Origin of the sequence: Shewanella sp. NKUCC05_KAH (assembly GCF_019345585.1) — a bacterium.
Lineage (GTDB): Bacteria > Pseudomonadota > Gammaproteobacteria > Enterobacterales > Shewanellaceae > Shewanella > Shewanella oncorhynchi.
On sequence record NZ_JAHKQZ010000001.1, the window covers coordinates 301545 to 320482 of the forward strand.

The window sequence follows — 18938 nt, forward strand, 5'->3', positions numbered from 1 at the left end:
TAAGAATTGAGGAATCACCATGAAATCAATCCGACTAAAAACAAAGTTATTATTGCTATTAACCCTCAGCGTCTTAAGCCTAAGCGCCTTTGCCATGTCACTTCAAGAAGCTAAATCACAGGGCTATTTAGGCGAACAAGCCAACGGCTACTTAGGATTAGTGCAAGCCAATCCCGAAGCCAAAGCCGTGATGGACGACGTAAATAACAAACGCCGCGCCCACTACGAAACCATCGCTAAGAAGAACAAACTCTCACCAGCCGACGTTGCTAAACTCGCCGGCGAAAAAGCCATAGCCGCCACAGATAAAGGCAACTATGTACAAGATGCCAAAGGCAAATGGATTAAAAAGTAGTCCGCTTTCTAAGGCTCTAGCGCGTAAAAGCAAAACGAATAAATATAAACAAAACGCCTGCAATTGCAGGCGTTTTTATTGGTGGAGTTTGATTATGCACACTCATTCCTGTCACTCGCCGTCCTATTTCCTAGTAAAAAAACATACCTATAAGCTCGACCATCATGAACGATCACTTACGTGATTGTGCTTAATCACATCGACAAATCCATGCAGTGCATCGGATCGGGTAACCTCATTCAAACACAACATCCAATTTGAACTGAAAACGCCACACGTTGACAGTCCCTCTTGAAGCGCGTGTAATCTAAGTAACTAAATCAGTACGTAAAGCCTTAACATGTCTTTATGCTGGATGCTATTTTCAAAAATAGGTTCAGGATAGTTGAGTAGAAAATAGTCCTTTACCACTGACTCTACGCGAAAGCCGAAACGTTGATAATATGTCAGTTGATAGCCAAATGTACCTGTACCAAGCTCAACTCTTTTTATACCTTTCATCGGTAAATTTGCTAGAGTAAATTTCAATAATTCAGAGCCTATACCACGGCCTTGATGCTCTGGGTACACAGAAACATTGTAGATTTCAGCAAGAGTCGAATTCTGAGATTTAACGGCACAAACACCAAGTATTTGGCCTTTATCTGATGCAGTAAAACACCAAGAATCAGATAAATACGTTGCAATGTTAACTTCTGAAGGGTCTGCTTCGAGCAATAAGTCTATCGGAATTTCGCTACTTTTGACTTCGTTATATTCCATCTTTCCACCAAACAGATAACAGTTTATTACCCAGACTCCTCGTAAAAACCTAGCAAGAAATAGTTAGGTTTCGAACATTCCGAATAAATAATTTGAATAGGCCAGAAACTTAGCATCCATTCTGATGATTTTTCAATCACTTTATTATGTAAAAAAAGAGACTTTATATACGAGAAACTGGTTGGCACGGTATGTAAATTAACGGATACCCCAAAAATAGTATTATTAATACATTAACTTTGCCATGAACAACAAAGCGATATTCTTGCTCGATATTTTCCATTGAAAAAACGAAAATTTAAAACCATCATCAAATGCAAGCTCTCGCCATTTGAACCCGCAGACTACGCAAATGCTAAAAGGTGCGCCATGGTGATTGGCGAGACGACCGTCCGCCCCATGGACGGGGCGGTCGAGCATCCACGGATGGACTCGCTGCGAGTCGCCGAGTAAATGCCATGGCAAACCGATCTATGTGGATCAAGTGAGCTTATTATCAGTAAGGAATCAGTTCACTTTATGATGCTGGCAACCCATGGCGGAATATTGTGCTCACCAAACTGCTCTGCGTACTTCTTGGCCTCGTCACTCTCCTTCTATTTGATAGAAAAAGCTGAGCCGAGTTGAGAGTAATCAGACTCACAAATTATCATTGGGTAGCATTAAATAAAAAGGCGTTGAAAATCCACGTGACTAATCTTAGAAAAAAGGCTTTCTTAACAGAAAAGAGTACGAATAGCACACAAATGCCATGGAGATTTAAGCGAATTAGAGCCTAGTAGTGAGTATCAAAAACCAATAATGACTATTGATCTGCAAACACGCTATGCCGCAACCACGTGGCGCTGTGCACGTAGTGGGTGTAAGCGATTATGCATCACTTTGATGGTTTCAAACTGCACCATAGTTTTTGCACCCGACAAAACACATTCAGGTGACAATAACATCACTAGCGCGGACTGTAGGGTATTTTCAACCACGAGGGCGAGCACTCTTTGCTTTTGGCATTTAAGCTCAAAGACTTTACCCACATCGCTATAAACACAGACATCACTGGTATCAAAAAACCATGATTTAGGCATTTGCGGTGTCAACATAAAATGGGCTGCGGTGGCATTGAGGGCAATTTGAACAATAGCGGCATCGGATAAAGACAGGGTTTTAGGTAATCTATCGAGTAAGTTCATATAGAATTTGGCGTGCGCAATATTAAACTCCATGCTTGATAAGGCATCTGGAATGAGTAATTTTGCTTTATAAGACGTCAGAAATTCTATCTCGGAACCTAACGATACGCCTAATACACCATACGAATCGTTATATTTCCATTGCCAATCTTTTTGCGGCATTAATAACATAACGGTGACCCAATATTTGAACACTGGGACATAATAGTAGATATTTTATCCAATATCAAAATAAAAATAATAAAATACAAATTATTTAACAGTTACTTAGTCGTTCTATTGTAAGATCTTAACAGCGATCTAAGGATCATTTTAGATCGCTGTTAAAGAATAAGATCTTATTTTAGATCGTTATATTAATCCTAAGATCATTATTTCAAGCGGTATGCATTCACTATTTCTTTAATTAACTTCGGACCTTGATAAATAAAACCTGAATAAATCTGAATCATAGTGGCGCCCGCATCGAATTTGGCTAAGGCATCTTCAGCGCTATTAATACCACCCACACCTATGATCGGGATCTGCCCTTTCAAACAAATTGCCAATTGCTTAATCACTTTAGTAGACAGCTCAGTTAAAGGTTTGCCACTTAAGCCGCCGCTTTCATTGGCGTTGGCAAGACCGCTAACACCATCACGTGTTAAAGTAGTATTGGTCGCAATTGCGCCATCAAATTTGTTTTTAATCAAAGCTTGCGCGATATTTTCAATTTCTTCGATGGTTAAATCTGGAGCAATTTTAAGCGCGATGGGCACGTATTTTTTATGCTTTTCGGCCAGCTCAAGTTGCTTGGTTTTAATTGAGCTCAATAATTCATCTAATAGATCGCCATATTGTAGCGATCGCAATCCTGGGGTATTGGGTGATGAAATATTCACCGCAATATAAGCCGCATGGAGATAAACTTTATCCATGCAAATCAAATAATCGTCTTTACCTTGTTCTACTGGCGTGTCTTTATTTTTGCCAATATTGACGCCAACCATAATATCGGTCTTTTTAGCGATCAAATTTTTGACCAGATTATCGACACCCTTATTATTAAACCCCATGCGATTAATGATGCCTTTGGCAGGCTTTAATCTAAATAGACGGGGTAAATCGTTACCAGGCTGTGGTCTTGGGGTAACTGTACCCACTTCAATATGACCAAATCCCATCGCATGAAAGGCATCAATCGATTCGCCGTCCTTGTCCATACCGGCAGCGAGTCCCACTGGGTTAGGAAAGGTCAACCCCATAAAGCTGACAGGAGCGGGTGCAATCGTTTGTCCATATAGACACGTTAACGGGCTATTAGCGGTCATTTTTAAACTGCCTATAGCAAGATGATGAGCTCGCTCAGGATCCATCTGAAACATGACTTTCTGTGCGATTTTATAAAACATGTACTTTCCTCGACCTAAAAAAAGCCCCGGCGATCGCCAGGGCTTCTGATTGTTATAATAAGTTTACTTTTGGCCTTCGCAATGAAGGATCAGAAGGTTAAGTTCACGTAGGGCGACAGAGAACTTAGCAAACTCATGGATTTGCGACGTTTTAAAGTCAGCTAGCATGTGGAACCATCTTTCCAATAAGCCTTGATTTATCTCAATCCACTGAGAAATCACACTTTCGGCATCACAGGTTGCACTGCAAGTTCTTAAGACAACTGAACTTAATGCACGTTGTTGCCAATCTAACTCTTCCCTAAAGGCGGCACGAGCCAGTGCTTGCCAATGGTTCGCTACAGGTTGAGCGCTGATCTGTTCTAAGAACCAGTGCAGCTCAACGCGGGCGCCGAGTTTGAAGTAAGTTTCAGCCACTAATGCCACTGTCTTATCTTCTGTTTGCGCAATTTGGGCAATGTCTAAGGCAGAGAACAAGGTGCTCATGTTAGCCACAATCGTTGCCACAGCTTGTGGTACGTTTTCTTTGACCAAAGCATTGATCTCAGATTGGATACCTTTAGCTTCTTCTTCGACCAGATATAAATGAACATTATCTTTAATTTGTTCAAATACCGGTTTGAAGAAGGCAACGGTTTGTTCGATGCTCCAAGAGCGGTTACGGTGACGTAGGAACCAGCGGCTAGCACGACGCATATTGCGGCGTAACTGATGCAGCATTTCACCTTGAACCACAGCCGGAACTATGCCGTTTAAGTCAGTGATCGATTTAGTTAATTCAGCTAAACCAAATACTTCGCGAGCCATAGTGTAACAAATTGCCGCGTCGGCAACTGAGGCACCAGTCTCATCTTGCATACGTTGAACAAAATTCAAGCCCATGTCGTTGACGAGTTCATTGGCGAGTGAGGTCGCAATGATTTCGCCACGCAGTGGATGGGTTGCCATTTTGTCGCTGTATTTTTCCTGAAGTTTTTTCGGGAAATACGCGATAAGCAGTTGGCTTAACAGTGTATCTTCAGTGATTTCTGGGGTCACTAATTGCTCTTTCAGCACCATTTTCGCATAAGCAACCAATACTGATAGCTCTGGGCGCGTTAATGCACGACCACTGGCTAAACGTTCAGCTAGCTCATCGTCAGACGGTAAGAACTCTAACGCTCTGTCTAACTTGCCTTCTTTTTCGAGGTACTGGATAAAGCGGATCTGCTCTTTTAACTGCTCAGCACCGCGCACTTGAGTCACAGAGATAGTACGAGTTTGATCTTTACAGTCTTGCAGTACGATTTGGCCGACTTCTTCGGTCATTTCTTCCAGTAAACGGTTACGCTGCTTAAGCGTCAGTTCACCTTCAGTCACCATAGCGTTCAGCAAAATCTTGATGTTCACTTCGTTGTCTGAACAGTCCACACCACCAACGTTATCCACGAAGTCAGTGTTGATGCGACCGCCATTAGACGCATATTCAATACGACCTAACTGAGTACAACCTAAGTTACCGCCCTCGCCGACTATCTTAGCGCGCAGTTCGCCACCGTTGACACGTAGAGCATCGTTGGCACGATCGCCGACTTCAGCGTGGGTTTCACGTGAAGATTTCACATACGTACCGATACCGCCGTTCCAGATCAAATCCACTGGCATTTTCAACAGTTCTTTCATCAGCTCAGTTGGGGTCATAGAGGTTTTCTCTGTGGCCAACATTTGCTTCATCTCTGCCGATAATGGAATGGATTTAGATGAACGGAGGAAAATACCGCCACCTTTAGAAATCAACTTGCTGCTGTAGTCTTCCCAGCTTGAACGTGGCAGAGCGAATAAACGCGCCCGTTCATCATAACTTAATGCCGTATCCGGATTTGGATCAATAAAGATATGCATGTGGTTAAAGGCTGCAACCAGTTTAGTGTGCTTAGACAACAACATACCGTTACCGAATACGTCGCCCGCCATATCACCTATACCTAAACAGGTAAAGTCTGTGGTTTGACAATCAATACCGACTTCGCGGAAATGACGCTTAACCGATTCCCAGCCGCCTTTGGCCGTGATACCCATTTTCTTATGGTCATAACCGTTGCTGCCACCCGATGCGAATGCATCACCGAGCCAGAAGCGGTATTCGAGGGAAATCGAGTTCGCGATATCAGAGAATGTCGCTGTGCCTTTATCGGCTGCTACCACTAAATATGGGTCATCTTCATCGTGACGAACCACATCCAATGGATGGACGATTTCACCGTTCAAAATGTTATCGGTAATATCGAGCAAGGCACGGATAAAGATGCGGTAACATTCTTGACCTTCGGTGAAGAAAGCTTCACGGCCGCCTTCAGTTGGCAATTGTTTACAAACAAAGCCACCTTTAGCCCCCACAGGCACGATCACAGTGTTTTTTACTTGCTGTGCTTTTACCAGACCTAATACTTCGGTACGGAAGTCTTCACGGCGATCTGACCAACGCAGACCACCACGAGCCACTTTACCGTAACGTAAATGCACACCTTCAACCCGTGGCGAATAAACGAATATTTCGAATTTCGGCAGTGGACGTGGCATTTCAGGGATCAGTGAAGGCATGAATTTAAACGAGATATAACTCTTAGATTCGCCTTTGGCATCCAGTTGGTAGAAGTTGGTACGCAGAGTGGCGTTAATCAAGTCTAAATAACGACGAATAATACGGTCATCATCTAAGCTAGACACTTCGTCTAAACGTAAATTGATCTGCTCCAAAAACTTGCCCAGAGTACGAGTTTTCAGTTTAGGGTTAAATTTACGGATGAACATCTTCACCAACAAATCAGCGATTTGTGGGTAACGACCGAAGGTTTCTTCAATATATGACTGACTGAAAGTCGCATCGATTTGACGCATGTATTTCGCATACGCGCGCAATACAGAGACTTCACGGCCCGTTAAACCTGACGCTAGAATAATGCGGTTGAAGCCGTCATCTTCTAACTTCTTTTGCCACACTTGTGACAGTGCAGTTTGGAATCTATCTTGGCTATCAGCGATGTTATCTGTGTTGACGACTTTAACTGTCATCAAGAAGTCTAAGATCCAGAAGGTAGAACCGTCTGAAGTCGTGACTTCATATGGACGCTCGTTGATCACGCGCAGACCAAAGTTTTCGAGCATTGGCAGCACGTCAGAAAGATGAATAGGCTCATCTTTATGGAATAGCTTTAAACGCACTTTATTGTCGTTCAGCGCCGCTTCCTGCGGTTGATAGAACAACATGCCGAGCTTGTGTTCGTCATCCAGTGCTTCGAGCTGTTGCATGTCGACGACGGCAGAACTTGGCAATACGTCTTCTTTATAGCTTTGCTCGAACGCATTGAAATAACGCTTAGTCAGATGAGTGCCAGCTTCTTCGCCGAGTGCACTGTTAAGCGCAGTGCTTAACTTATCTTCCCACGAACGTGCCGCTTCTATTAAGTTGTTCTCTATGGCAGCCACATCTACATCCATATTATTGTTATCAACTTTGACTATGTAGTGAGTGCGGGCTAGCGTCGACTCGGAGAAATAAGTCGTAAACTCTACATCTTCTTTGCTGTTAAAGTGCTGGGCCAGAATACGTTGAGTATCTTGGCGGAGTTTAGTGTTGTAACGATCCTTAGAAACGTACACTAAACAGGATAAGAAACGGCCAAAGCCATCTTTGCGTACAAAGAGTTTCAGCTTGTCTCTGTCTTGCATTTCTAACACGCCATGGGCCATGTGCGATAAATCATCAACATTGGCTTGAATTAGCTCGTCACGAGGTAAATTCTCAAGGATGTTTAGCAGGGCTTTATAGTCGTGTGAACGTGGGGTCAAGCCTGAACGATCTAACACACGCTGCACTTTTTCATTCAGCAGTGGGATTTCACGTGGACTGCGGTTATACAGGTTTGACGCATATAAACCGATAAATCTATCTTCGCCAATCACATTGCCTTTCTTATCGAAACGCTTAATACCGATATAATCGACATAAGCTGGGCGATGCACGCGGCTCTTAGCGCTGCTCTTAGTGAGGATCAGTAAGCTGTGATCTAAGGCTTCTTTGCGGGCACTATCGGAGAAGCTAGATAACAACAAACCTTGCTCAGGTTGCGCTTTAGTGTGCTTGTTCATCAAACCTAAACTAGAGGCGATATTAGGCACTAACTCAACGTCACCTTCGACACGTTTCAAATCGTATTGACGGTAACCTAATAGCGTAAAGTGATGATTATTCAAGTAAGTCAGGAAGTTAATCGCTTCTTCTAACTCTTGCTTATCGCCCGGGAACGGACGTTTTGGCAATTCCTTAATCATCTCAGCCAACTTGGCAGACATGACTTCCCAGTCGTTAACTGATGAAGCGACATCGGCAAGCACAGACTGAATTTCGCGCTCTAATGCTTTGATATCAACCGTGCTGCTTTGACGGTCAATTTCAATCAAAAATACGGCGACATGCTCAGTACTTTCAGGGCTCTTATTAAGATAAGTGACATTCGTCACACCACTTTCTGAACGCTCAATCGCCAGTGGAGTGTGCAACATCATGTGAGCAGTAATACCCATACGATTCAATGCCATACCAACTGAATCGACCAAGAATGGCATGTCAGGTTGGATAACTTCAATGATCGAGTGAGTCGATTGCCAGCCGTGTTTGGCTTGGCTAGGATTGAACACTCTCAGATGAGTGTTACCTTTTGGTGTTTTGTTCAGGGCGTTCCATAAACTGAGAACCGCACCGTATAAATCACTGTCATTACGCGCATTGAGATCGTCTTTCGACATGTGGGCATAAAGGCAGGTGGCGAACTGTTCAACTTGCTTGGCTTGTGAATTAGGGACTTTAGCGTGAATTAAACTGACTACATTTTCAAGTAGTACTGAAGGCATTGCATCTTTCAAGGCCATGTTGCTGTTTCCTTAAGCGTCTATGGCAGCGCTTTTTTCATTATTTGGATGCTTCGGCTTAACAATCGCAGATAAATTAATGTGATCTAGATCGTCGCGCGAAGTTTATTACTAAAACCGCTGTATTTCGAGGAAAATTTTAGTGGTACATCCTCTTGAAATCCAGTATTGGCGTAAACAAGGAATGACAAATGACCAAACAATCGATAAAGCAGACTAAGTATTCAAAAGTAAATGGGGAGCTTAGCTCCCCATTTGTAGACTCTACTTAGGCTGGCGCCAGAAAATGGCGGCCAATGCAGGTAGGATAATTATGGCACCGAGCATATTTACCACAAACATGAATGTTAACAATATTCCCATGTCCATTTGGAATTTAAGCGCCGAGAAGAACCAAGTACTGACACCAATCGCCAATGTAAGGCCAGTAAAGATCACCGCACTACCCCGTTCGACCAACGCCTCATAGTAAGCCTGCTGTACTGGCATACCATTCGATAGCTTAGACGACATAGTCGAGAGGATATAAATACCATAGTCCACACCAATACCAACCCCCAGCGCAATGACAGGTAAGGTACTGACAGCTAAGCCAATATCGAGCTGAGTCATCAAAGCTTGTGCCAGTGTCGACACGACATATAACGGAATAATGACCGCCACAGTGGCTTTAAAAGATTTAAAGCTGATTAAGCAGAGTACAAACACTGCACCATAGACGTATATCATCATAGGTAACTGTGCCTCAGCCACCGCTTCGTTAGTCGCTGCCATTACACCCACAGGACCCGACGCCAGTTTAAACTGCAACTTCTCGTTGTCCATTTTCGCGGCGACGGCTTTGACCTTAGCGACCACAGTTTCTATGGTTTCGGCCTTGTGATCTTTCATAAACAGATACACAGGCATGACAGAACAATCGCCATTTAATAAACCTGAAGTCGTGGGAATTTGGCCAATAGCCTGTACTAAGCTCGCCGTTGTACGCGGCAACACTTCCCATCTTGGATTACCTTCGTTGAAGCCTGCATTCACTTTTTTAGCGACTGACGCCAAACTCACAGTCGACTCCACCCCAGGGGTATTGCGCACTAACCACTCAAACTGATCAATTTGAGTGAGCACATCGTGGTAAGTACAGGCTTCAGGTGCTGCCTCAACAATCACAGTCATCACATCTGTGGTGATAGAGAAATGATCTGTGATGAAGAAGGTATCGAGGTTATAACGCGAATCTTGATGTAACGCTGGCGCGCCGCCCTGTAGATCACCAATCTTCATCTGATTAGCTTGTTGCAGACCCACAAAATACAACACCACAGTGGCAATAATGACTACCACAGCATATTTAGGCGTTGCAAAACGCGCCATGAAGCGCCAAATAGCCTCAGTTCGCACTTCTTCAGCGGTCGGTTCTGCGTGTTTATTGACTTTGATTTCAGTAAAAGAAATCACCAAAGGCAACAGGATAAGGTTAGTGAAAATGATCACGCCAACACCGAGCGAGGCAGAAATCGCCAGCTCGCGAATAATCCCAATATCGATAAATAACAGGGTAATAAAACCAACAGTATCGGACAGTAATGCCACACCACCCGGCACTAATAAACTACGAAATGCCGACGCCGAAGCCGCTTTTGTCGTTTGCCCGTCGAGCACTCGACGCCGTACAGCATTGATGATCTGCACCCCGTGGCTCACACCGATGGCGAAGACTAAAAACGGTACCAGAATCGACATAGGATCGAGACCGAAACCTATCACAGTCAATAAACCAAGCTGCCAGACCACAGCCGTTAAACTGCAGACCAGTGGCAGCATGGTCAAGATGATTGATTTAGAAAAGAGGTAAACCATGATGGCGGTGACCAAAATCGCGATCACGAAGAACAGCAATACACCCTTAGCACCATCAGCCACATCCCCCGCCATTTTGGCGAAACCTATGATGTGAATTTTAACCTTATCGGTTTCGAACTTGCCCCTAAGCTCTTTTTCTAATTGTGCAGCAAAAGCAATGGTATCAAGCGGTTTACCCGTCTGTGGATCAAAATCCATTAATTGAGCCGACACCATAGCCGCACTGTAATCGTTAGCAATTAATCGGCCGACAATCCCTGCTTTTTCAATATTATCGCGAACCGTTTCTAACCCAGACACTGAAGTTGAAAAATCCGCTGGAATAACTGGCCCGCCAGCAAAACCATCCTCAACGACTTCCGTAAAACGAGTGGAAGGCGAAAAAATTGATTTCACCTGCGCACGATCAACCCCTGGAATAAAAAACAGCTGATCATGCACGTTTTTTAAGGTATCAAAATAGTTAGCATTAAAAATATTACCGCTGGTATCCTCAACCGCCACCATGATGCTGTTGGCACCACCAAAATCTTTTTGGTGTTTCAGGTAGGTCTGCATATAACTGTGCTGCAGTGGAATATTTTTGATAAAAGCCGCATCCATTTTGAGTTGACTGGCCTGATAGCCAAAAAACAACGTCAAAAACACAAAAATACCGACGACCCATGCGCGATTGCGAAACAAAAATGACTCAAATCCGTTGACCAGTTTTTCTAACATCTTCTCGGCCCTGTTATTTATTGTAGTTTTAAAATTTTATGGCTTAAGAATAAACAGCCCTTGGCTGCCGGATAACCACATATTCCCTTGATTATCCTTCGCAATAGACACTAAGTTTTCCCCTTGGCGACGAGTCACGATACTGCTAGTGTCGTCCTCATTTAGCTTGATCACTATCCCCGCATTACCCACTAAATATAGCGCGTCGTCAGAAACAACCATGGCACCGTTGATTGAGGATTGCACAGGCAGTTCTATCTGATTCCATTGGCTTAAACTCACATCAGCTTTGAATATATGACCGCGAAGGCCCATCACATACACAGCATTTTTCGTTTCTACGGCGTTAAACATAGAACCATCGTAATCAAAATTAGTACGCGTAAATGTTTTACCTTGATCGCCAGAAACAGCGACTAAGCCCAGCTCGCCAACCAATAATAAACGTCCATCGGTTAAGGTTAAAATACGATTAAAGTGCGGCAATAATGAAGCGCGCGCACTCAAATAGGCCGATTGATCGCTGCCTTTTAACTCCGCCAAATAAGCCACATCTTCTTCAGCTAAAAGCTCCTCATGAAACTCATCACTCCAATGGGCGCCGCCATCATTAGTGCGATAAAACAAACCGTAAGCACCAATGGCAATACCATTGTTTTCGTCTAAAAACACCACATCGAGGAATGGCTTTTCAATCTCGGGCGAATGCATCTGCTGCTGCCAAGTTTGGCCACCATCCTGAGTCTGTAAAATGGTTGCATCATGACCTACAGCCCAACCGCGTTTTTCATTGAGAAAAAAGACTTTGGTCAGCTGTGAACTCACGGGCGTTACCACTTGATGCCAACTGCCGTCATACACCAGAGCATGGCCACGTTCACCCACAGCCATTAAACCTGCACCTACGTTGGCAATATCTAAAATCAAAGATGAAGCAGCAAGAGGTTGAACTTGAGAAAAAATCGGATCAGAGGGCATTGCAGATAACGTAGAAGGAAAAAAAGCGCCACCGAAACTTAATACAGCGACACACTGAAGGATGCGAAACGACATACAAACTTCCTTAAACTAATGAGGGGCGCTAAGCGCCCCTTTGTACGTGGCCTATTAACGGATACCTTCACGACGCAATGCATCGGGGGTAAAGTTAGCTTCAGTCAGTTTGGCATCAAAGTTATACATGCCACTTTGGTTGTCTAAGCCCATGGCGAGATAACGACGGGATTGCAAATCATGGAAGACTTCTAAAGTATCCCACTGAGCAGGTACTTCGTAGTAATTCAAGCCATGTGCAACGGCTACACGATACAACTGATCACGGTTGTCGTAGAGATCGGCGATTGACACTTGCCATGAATCTTCATCAAGGTACATATCGCGCACTTTATAAATGTGGCGCATACCATCTTTCAGCGTCGCCCTCACTTGCCATACGCGGTGTTTTTCCCAACGAACGTATTCAGGATTCACATGACCAGGTTTCAATATTTGGTCATATTTCAGCTTATCTGAATGCAGTTTGTAATCGTTGTACGGGATATAAATTTCTTTTTTGCCAACCAGTTCCCAGTTGTAACGCACTGGAGAGCCGTTAAACATATCGAAATCATCTGTCGTACGCAGACCATCTGACACTGTACCCGGTGTATCAAAAGCCACGTTCGGCGCTTTACGTACTCGACGTTGACCTGTGTTATAGGTCCAAGCTTGGCGGGGAAGCGCCTCTTGATCCATGGTTTCTTTAACCAATAAGGCTGTACCAGCTAAACGTGCAGGCTGAGTCACCACTTGCTTAAAGTAGAACAGCGTATTGCTGGCTTTAAGCTGATCTAAGGTAATTTCTGGACGAGAATATTCGAAGCGAATTTCCTCAGCCGTTTCGACTAAGCTATAGCTACCATCGGCTGTCGGTGCAGCTTGGCTACGGGAAGTTTCGATATCGATACCACGAAAACGCAAAATGTGGTTCCAAATGGCTTCTAAACCATTTGCAGGGATCGGGAATGGAATACCAATAGCCGCGCCAGAAATACCATTGCCCTGTGCAATCAGTTCAGCACGAGTCGCGTTAACTTTAGTCGCATCGTAAACGAACTGTGGTACAGAGGCGCTACGGCGAGTCTTATACACATTCATCTTGTAGGTATCAGGATAAAGTTCGAACAGCTTCACCTGACCCGGCGTTAAAAAATCTTTATATTGCGCTTTGTTAGCATTGGTAATAGTAAATTCAATCTTATCCTCAGGGAAAGGATCTGGGTGATGCATCCCTTTGGTATAACCCGCCACAGGCTTAGTAATACCACCATCCCACGCAGGAATAGAACCATCAGCATTACCTGCTTTTTCAGCACCTAAAGGGGTAAGTTCATTGCCAAGTTTTGCCGCATCAGCTTCTGATATCTTAGCCATAGCGACTGGCGCTGCGAACGCCAGCATGACTGCACTCGCCAATATCGTCAGTTTCTTCATTGTTTGAGTCCTTTTAGATCGAATACTTGATATTGAATGAAACATAATCACGATCTGCCATCGCATTCGTCGTACCGACACCGCCAAAGAAATTGTTATAGGAGATATCTGCACCCCAACGGTTTTGATAGTCGAAGTTAACGCCTAGCGCGACAGACTTACGCCCTTCCGTGAACAGGAACATAGGATCAGGTGTAATACCATCAACGTCATGGGAGAAAATCACCCGTGGAGACATATTGACCCCAGCAAATACGTTGTTGAAATCCGCCTTTCCAACTAAACGGTATCCCCAAGCAAAGTCGGTTGGGAACGGGTTAGTTTCAGGACCATTGTGCAAGGCTTGAATGATGCCGGGCATATCTGGGTTGCCGCCAGAACGTGACGTACCAGGACCATTGAGACGTAGCTCATCAAAACCTGGCATATCATGGATCCACACGCCACCCACTTCGGCCAACATAGTCAAGTTATCTAAACCTAACGTTGGACCAAATAAATGGGTGAAAGTCATCTGCGCCTGAGTGGTATCAAGACGGATAAAGCCATCGACGGTTTCACCCGGCTTAACATCTTTAATCTGTGAAATACCATCGAGATCTGGACGAAGACCAGCGTTAGCTAACTGCTGTGGCATACCGGCAAACAACAATTCTACGTCATCGATTTGCAGTGGTTCATCCTGACGATGGGCAATTTCAGCCGCGACAGAGGTATCACCAACCAAGGTATTGAAACTGAAACCGTAAAGCTTGATATCCTCTGGATAAACGATTTGCGCCTTAGAGAAACTCTTCAAATTGAGCAGCAATTCACGATCAATGTTACCCGAGTTTTGACCTATGGTCGCCAGATCAGACAAAAGTGCACCCGTGCTAAAATCGGCGGCAGTACCACTGATAAGAGGACGACGGCTATGATAATTCATGAAATAAAAACCAAATTCGGTTTCACCCAGTGAAGGCGCGTAATAACCCAGCTTAATACCGTATTGGCCATCATTGCTTGGCTCTGCCTCATCCTGCACTAACGTCACTTTTGTTGGGTAAGCTAAGGCCATAGAAACCAATTGCTGTGTCGGAATAGATTGACCGCTGGCAATCATGCCCGCTAAACGCTCGTATTCTTGCATCACAAAGTCTAAATTGATGTCAGGGTTAGCATTAAACCCAAGCTGAGCGTTTTGAGCGTAACCACCGAAACCCGCAAAATCGTTAGTCGCAAAAATAGAACCCGGCGTTGGTACCCAAATAGGTTGCCAATCATATTGATAGAATGCTTCTACCGTTAATGAATCCGTCAAACCAAGGGAAGCCCACACCATACCTTGCGGTCTGAACGCTTCTTTGAGTTCAGCACCAGGCGCGTTAAGTATGTTCAAATCCACAGCGTTGATTTCACTGATCCCATGGGCAATCAGTGTACTTTCACCCCATGACACCACTTGATTACCTACACGAATAGATAATGGATTAGCGCCATCGTTGAGGTCAAAGTTGCCATACACAAACGCATCGAGTAAGCGAATATCTTTACATTGAACTTCTGAAGCACGGTTATCTTCGCAAGGGTCAAACTCTTTGCCCGTTAGCGGATCATTAAAATCATAATTACCGTCATTGAGTTTACGATCATAGAAATACATACCACGGGCGAATAAACCGTAGTTTTTGTATTTCAATGACAATTCATGCAAACCTTTAACGATTTCGGACGTAGTATCGCCTTGAGAATAAAGTAAATTACTTAAGTCATTGTTACTGGAATACGATCCGGGCTGGGCCCAAATCTCAGCAGAAGTGTATTTAGTATTGCCAAATGCGCTGTAATTAGACCAATCGAATTGGGGTTGATTAACCTTACCAATTTGACCTTCCCAATCGCGCTCCCCTACACGCCAGCTCGCACCAGCAGTCCAAGTTGAGTCAAATGTGCCCTCAACCTCTCCCCAATTAAAAGATACTGCATTAACACTTGGGATCATTAACAAACTCAATGCAGACGCCACCCCCAAAGCAAGCGCCGATTTGTTAAAACTATTTTTAACAATTTTCATTTTAGCTCTCCGTACCCTGCTGGATTCTTTGTTTTAGGAATTACAACCAACATCTTGTTAGCTCACAGGTAACATCATTGTTACAGCAATTAATCCCCTTGAGCAAGGCGCAGTTAGAGAAAATTTTCTAAAGAATTAAGCATGTAGGTACATTTGTACCCTTAACTAAAAAGGAGAGATTTAAATTAGCGAAAAGCGGAATAGGAAAGAAACATAAAAACACATTAAAAAATCATATAATTCATTAACATATTTAAAAATAAAATATCACAAAGCGAGCTTAGTAATCAGCCGACCGTTTAAAGTAATTGCTCTAAGTAAAGATAAACAAATTAAGACTAAACTCGATTTAATGAAACAAATTGTCCCTTGTCATCTAAAACCAATTTGAAATAGCCTTGAATGCCATTTTCGGTTAAAAAACGCCTAAAATGACGGCCATTAATCCACAAAATCCGCCCTTGAGTTTCACGAACCTCGACTTTATCGGCAAGCCCTTGATAATAAGGTAAGAAATCTCGATAGCTGATCGATAGTTTGAAATACAGTTCCATAATATCAGGGCAGCACAGACTGCTGCCCTCCTCCTACAAACTGCTATTTTGCCAATGCTTTAGAGACTTTTTCGTACATATCCTTAGATAAGTCAGGCAAAGCCAAAAGTTGCCCTAAACAGGCTTTTATCAAGGTTTGGCGGCCTAAGTCGAATTTATGATACTGGATCAATGGCGTCACCATACGGGCCGCAACCTGCGGATTGAGCTTATTAAGGGTCATTAAGCATTCGGTTAAGAAAGCATAACCCTTACCGTCTCTATGGTGGAATTGATAAATATTACCGGCAGCAAAACTGCCCACTAAAGCACGCACTCGGTTTGGATTGCTCATACTAAAGCACTTGTGTTGCTGCAACTGACGCAAACACTCAATCACATCATCTGCATCACGGGTCGCTTGCAACATAAACCATTTATCCATCACCAATGGTGTATCCTGCCAACGTAGCTCAAATGTCGTCATCAGTTCATCACGACAAGGTAAATTCCCAACATTGGCTGCCGTCAACGCACCAAGAGAATCCGTCATATTACTGGCGTTATCGAACTGAGAAATCACTAACCCCTCAGCCTCATCCGACACCCGAGCTAACCAAGTTAAACACTGATTTTTAAGGGCTCTTGCCTGCGTACTCTCTACTGCGACTAAAGAACGATATAGCGCAATCAATTCATCTTCACTATGTGAAGCGAGCTCTATTAGTACAAATTCACGTGCTAAAGCTAACGCATCTAGATCAACATTCTCTGTTTGCTCAATCAAAGCCGAAGCCGTAGGTATCGCTAATATTTCGGCGATCAATGCCGGATCAAGCTCAGTGTCTAACAACACACCTTTAAAACTATCGCGCACACGGGGATCGAGAGCCATAGCTTGTTGCTGTTGTAAACTCGCCACATTTTGCCAAATAGCTTGGCTCACTAAGGTCACAGAAGCTTCCCAACGCGCCACTTCGCTGCTAGCAAAACGCATCAAGTGAACGAGTTGATCCACATTGAATCGATATTGTAATTTGACGGGAGCGGAAAAGTTTTGCAGTAACGAAGCGACGGGTTTGTGAGTGAGTCCATCAAAGCTAAACACTTGTTCAGTTTGAGTAAAATCGAGAATCTCATTCACTAAAGAATGGCCCTTCGCATCTAAGAGCTCTAAGCTAAACGGAATATGCAGCGGTGATGCACAGTTCACTAGACTTTGTTTAAGGGTCAATTGATAAACGCCCGTTTGCGCATCAAAACTGTCCATCGCAGTCACAATCGGCGTACCGGCTTGGCTATACCATAAACGGAATTGGGTTAAATCCACTCCGCTGGCATCTTCCATTGCCGCCACAAAATCATCACAGGTGACAGCTTGACCGTCGTGGCGTTTAAAATACAGTTTCATTCCCGCCTGAAACTTTTCTTCGCCGAGCAAAGTGTGCATCATGCGGATGACTTCAGCGCCCTTGTTATACACAGTCACAGTGTAGAAATTATTCATCTCAATGACAGATTCTGGACGAATAGGATGGGACATAGGGCCAGAATCTTCTGCAAATTGCTGATTTTTGATCACTTTAATTGCGTGAATTCGATTCACAGCACGAGAGCCTAAATCTGAGCTAAATTCTTGATCGCGAAAAACCGTTAAGCCTTCTTTTAAACTTAATTGGAACCAATCGCGGCACGTTACGCGGTTTCCTGTCCAATTATGAAAATACTCATGGCCTACAACCGATTCAATGCCGTGATAATCCTCGTCGGTGGCCGTTAAGGTATCTGCAAGCACATATTTAGTGTTAAAGATATTTAAGCCTTTGTTTTCCATCGCACCCATATTGAAAAAGTCGACGGCCACTATCATGTAAATATCTAAATCATACTCAAGATCAAAACGGCTCTCATCCCATGCCATGGATTTCTTAAGTGATGCCATCGCATGGTGTGCTTTATGTAAATTACCTTTATCAACGAACACTTGCAGGATCACTTTACGGCGACTGCGAGTAATGAACTCATCTTGCAATAGATCAAAATCGCCAGCGACTAATGCAAATAAATACGCTGGTTTTGGAAATGGATCTTGCCAGCAAACATAATGGCGTCCGTCATCTAACTCACCTTGATCAATCAAATTACCGTTACTCAGTAAAAACGGGAATGCGGCTCTATCGGCTTCGATACGAACTGTGTATTTAGCTAATATATCAGGGCGATCAAGGAAATAAGTGATACGTCGAAAGCCCTCTGCCTCGCATTGCGTGCAGTAGGCACCATCGGACATATAGAGCCCTTCAAGGCTCGAATTAGCTTCAGGATCAAGCTTAGTGGTAATGTTCAGTTCAAACTCATCAAGCTCAGTTTCTAGAACTAATTGACCCGCACTAACATGGTAAGGCACAGCATCACCATTAACTGTCAGTGAAACAATGGTCAAATCTTCGCCATCCAACACTAAGGCTTGTGCATGTTTTGAAGTGCGTTTTATACGACTGATCGCCTGCACTTGGGTTTCATTGCCTGCCAAATTAAAAGCTAAATCGATAGTCTCTATCGTAAAAAGTGGCGCTTGATAATCTTTTAAGTATTTTGCTTGAGCTTGTGTCATTTCGATCCCTTTAACGCTGATCTAAATAAGAAAAAACGCGCCATAAGCGCGTTTTGATATCGGATAAATCGACTCGACTA

11 protein-coding genes are annotated in these 18938 nt (G+C 43.7%); 1 reads left to right on the forward strand and 10 read right to left on the reverse strand.

Going from position 1 to position 18938, the window contains the following annotated elements:
• Positions 1–19: 19 nt before the first annotated feature.
• A complete protein-coding gene (locus KO533_RS01290; RefSeq protein ID WP_006086285.1) occupies positions 20–355 on the forward strand; it encodes a YdbL family protein in 336 nt (111 codons plus the stop codon).
• 315 nt (positions 356–670) lie between these two features.
• Here KO533_RS01290 and KO533_RS01295 read toward each other — a convergent pair whose 3' ends face one another.
• The 10 genes from KO533_RS01295 to pepN all read right to left on the reverse strand — a co-directional run bounded on the left by KO533_RS01295 (position 671) and on the right by pepN (position 18858).
• Positions 671–1117, reverse strand: a complete 447-nt coding sequence (locus KO533_RS01295) for a GNAT family N-acetyltransferase (protein ID WP_006086284.1) — start codon at positions 1115–1117, stop codon at positions 671–673.
• Positions 1118–1941: 824 nt separating this feature from the next.
• Positions 1942–2475: a cell division protein ZapC gene (locus KO533_RS01300; protein WP_105252649.1), complete on the reverse strand. Its 534-nt coding sequence runs from the start codon at positions 2473–2475 to the stop codon at positions 1942–1944.
• A 200-nt stretch (positions 2476–2675) separates the two neighbouring features.
• On the reverse strand, positions 2676–3695 hold the full coding sequence (gene pyrD / locus KO533_RS01305; RefSeq protein ID WP_219252541.1) for a quinone-dependent dihydroorotate dehydrogenase: 1020 nt from the start codon (positions 3693–3695) through the stop codon (positions 2676–2678).
• Between the two features lie 63 nt (positions 3696–3758).
• On the reverse strand, positions 3759–8603 hold the full coding sequence (locus KO533_RS01310) for an NAD-glutamate dehydrogenase (protein ID WP_028759769.1): 4845 nt from the start codon (positions 8601–8603) through the stop codon (positions 3759–3761).
• A gap of 264 nt (positions 8604–8867) precedes the next feature.
• Positions 8868–11183, reverse strand: a complete 2316-nt coding sequence (locus KO533_RS01315; protein WP_113940560.1) for an MMPL family transporter — start codon at positions 11181–11183, stop codon at positions 8868–8870.
• 36 nt (positions 11184–11219) lie between these two features.
• Positions 11220–12236: a YCF48-related protein gene (locus tag KO533_RS01320; RefSeq protein WP_219252542.1), complete on the reverse strand. Its 1017-nt coding sequence runs from the start codon at positions 12234–12236 to the stop codon at positions 11220–11222.
• Positions 12237–12290: 54 nt separating this feature from the next.
• The gene (locus KO533_RS01325; protein WP_219251591.1) at positions 12291–13655 is read right to left on the reverse strand and encodes a DUF1329 domain-containing protein; all 1365 of its coding nucleotides are present in this window, start codon (positions 13653–13655) and stop codon (positions 12291–12293) included.
• A 13-nt stretch (positions 13656–13668) separates the two neighbouring features.
• A complete protein-coding gene (locus KO533_RS01330; protein ID WP_028759765.1) occupies positions 13669–15711 on the reverse strand; it encodes a DUF1302 domain-containing protein in 2043 nt (680 codons plus the stop codon).
• A 338-nt stretch (positions 15712–16049) separates the two neighbouring features.
• Positions 16050–16265 (reverse strand): DUF2835 domain-containing protein, encoded by a 216-nt coding sequence (locus KO533_RS01335; protein ID WP_028759764.1) that lies wholly within the window; start codon positions 16263–16265, stop codon positions 16050–16052.
• 43 nt (positions 16266–16308) lie between these two features.
• A complete protein-coding gene (gene pepN / locus KO533_RS01340; protein ID WP_219252545.1) occupies positions 16309–18858 on the reverse strand; it encodes an aminopeptidase N in 2550 nt (849 codons plus the stop codon).
• Positions 18859–18938 lie beyond the last annotated feature (80 nt).

Coding starts and splice junctions, on each gene's coding strand:
- KO533_RS01335 (WP_028759764.1), bottom strand. CDS start 16,265: ATGGAACTGTATTTCAAACTATCGATCAGCTATCGAGATTTCTTACCT.
- pepN (WP_219252545.1), bottom strand. CDS start 18,858: ATGACACAAGCTCAAGCAAAATACTTAAAAGATTATCAAGCGCCACTT.
- KO533_RS01325 (WP_219251591.1), bottom strand. CDS start 13,655: ATGAAGAAACTGACGATATTGGCGAGTGCAGTCATGCTGGCGTTCGCA.
- KO533_RS01310 (WP_028759769.1), bottom strand. CDS start 8,603: ATGGCCTTGAAAGATGCAATGCCTTCAGTACTACTTGAAAATGTAGTC.
- KO533_RS01330 (WP_028759765.1), bottom strand. CDS start 15,711: ATGAAAATTGTTAAAAATAGTTTTAACAAATCGGCGCTTGCTTTGGGG.
- KO533_RS01320 (WP_219252542.1), bottom strand. CDS start 12,236: ATGTCGTTTCGCATCCTTCAGTGTGTCGCTGTATTAAGTTTCGGTGGC.
- KO533_RS01290 (WP_006086285.1), top strand. CDS start 20: ATGAAATCAATCCGACTAAAAACAAAGTTATTATTGCTATTAACCCTC.
- KO533_RS01295 (WP_006086284.1), bottom strand. CDS start 1,117: ATGGAATATAACGAAGTCAAAAGTAGCGAAATTCCGATAGACTTATTG.
- KO533_RS01315 (WP_113940560.1), bottom strand. CDS start 11,183: ATGTTAGAAAAACTGGTCAACGGATTTGAGTCATTTTTGTTTCGCAAT.
- KO533_RS01300 (WP_105252649.1), bottom strand. CDS start 2,475: ATGTTATTAATGCCGCAAAAAGATTGGCAATGGAAATATAACGATTCG.
- pyrD (WP_219252541.1), bottom strand. CDS start 3,695: ATGTTTTATAAAATCGCACAGAAAGTCATGTTTCAGATGGATCCTGAG.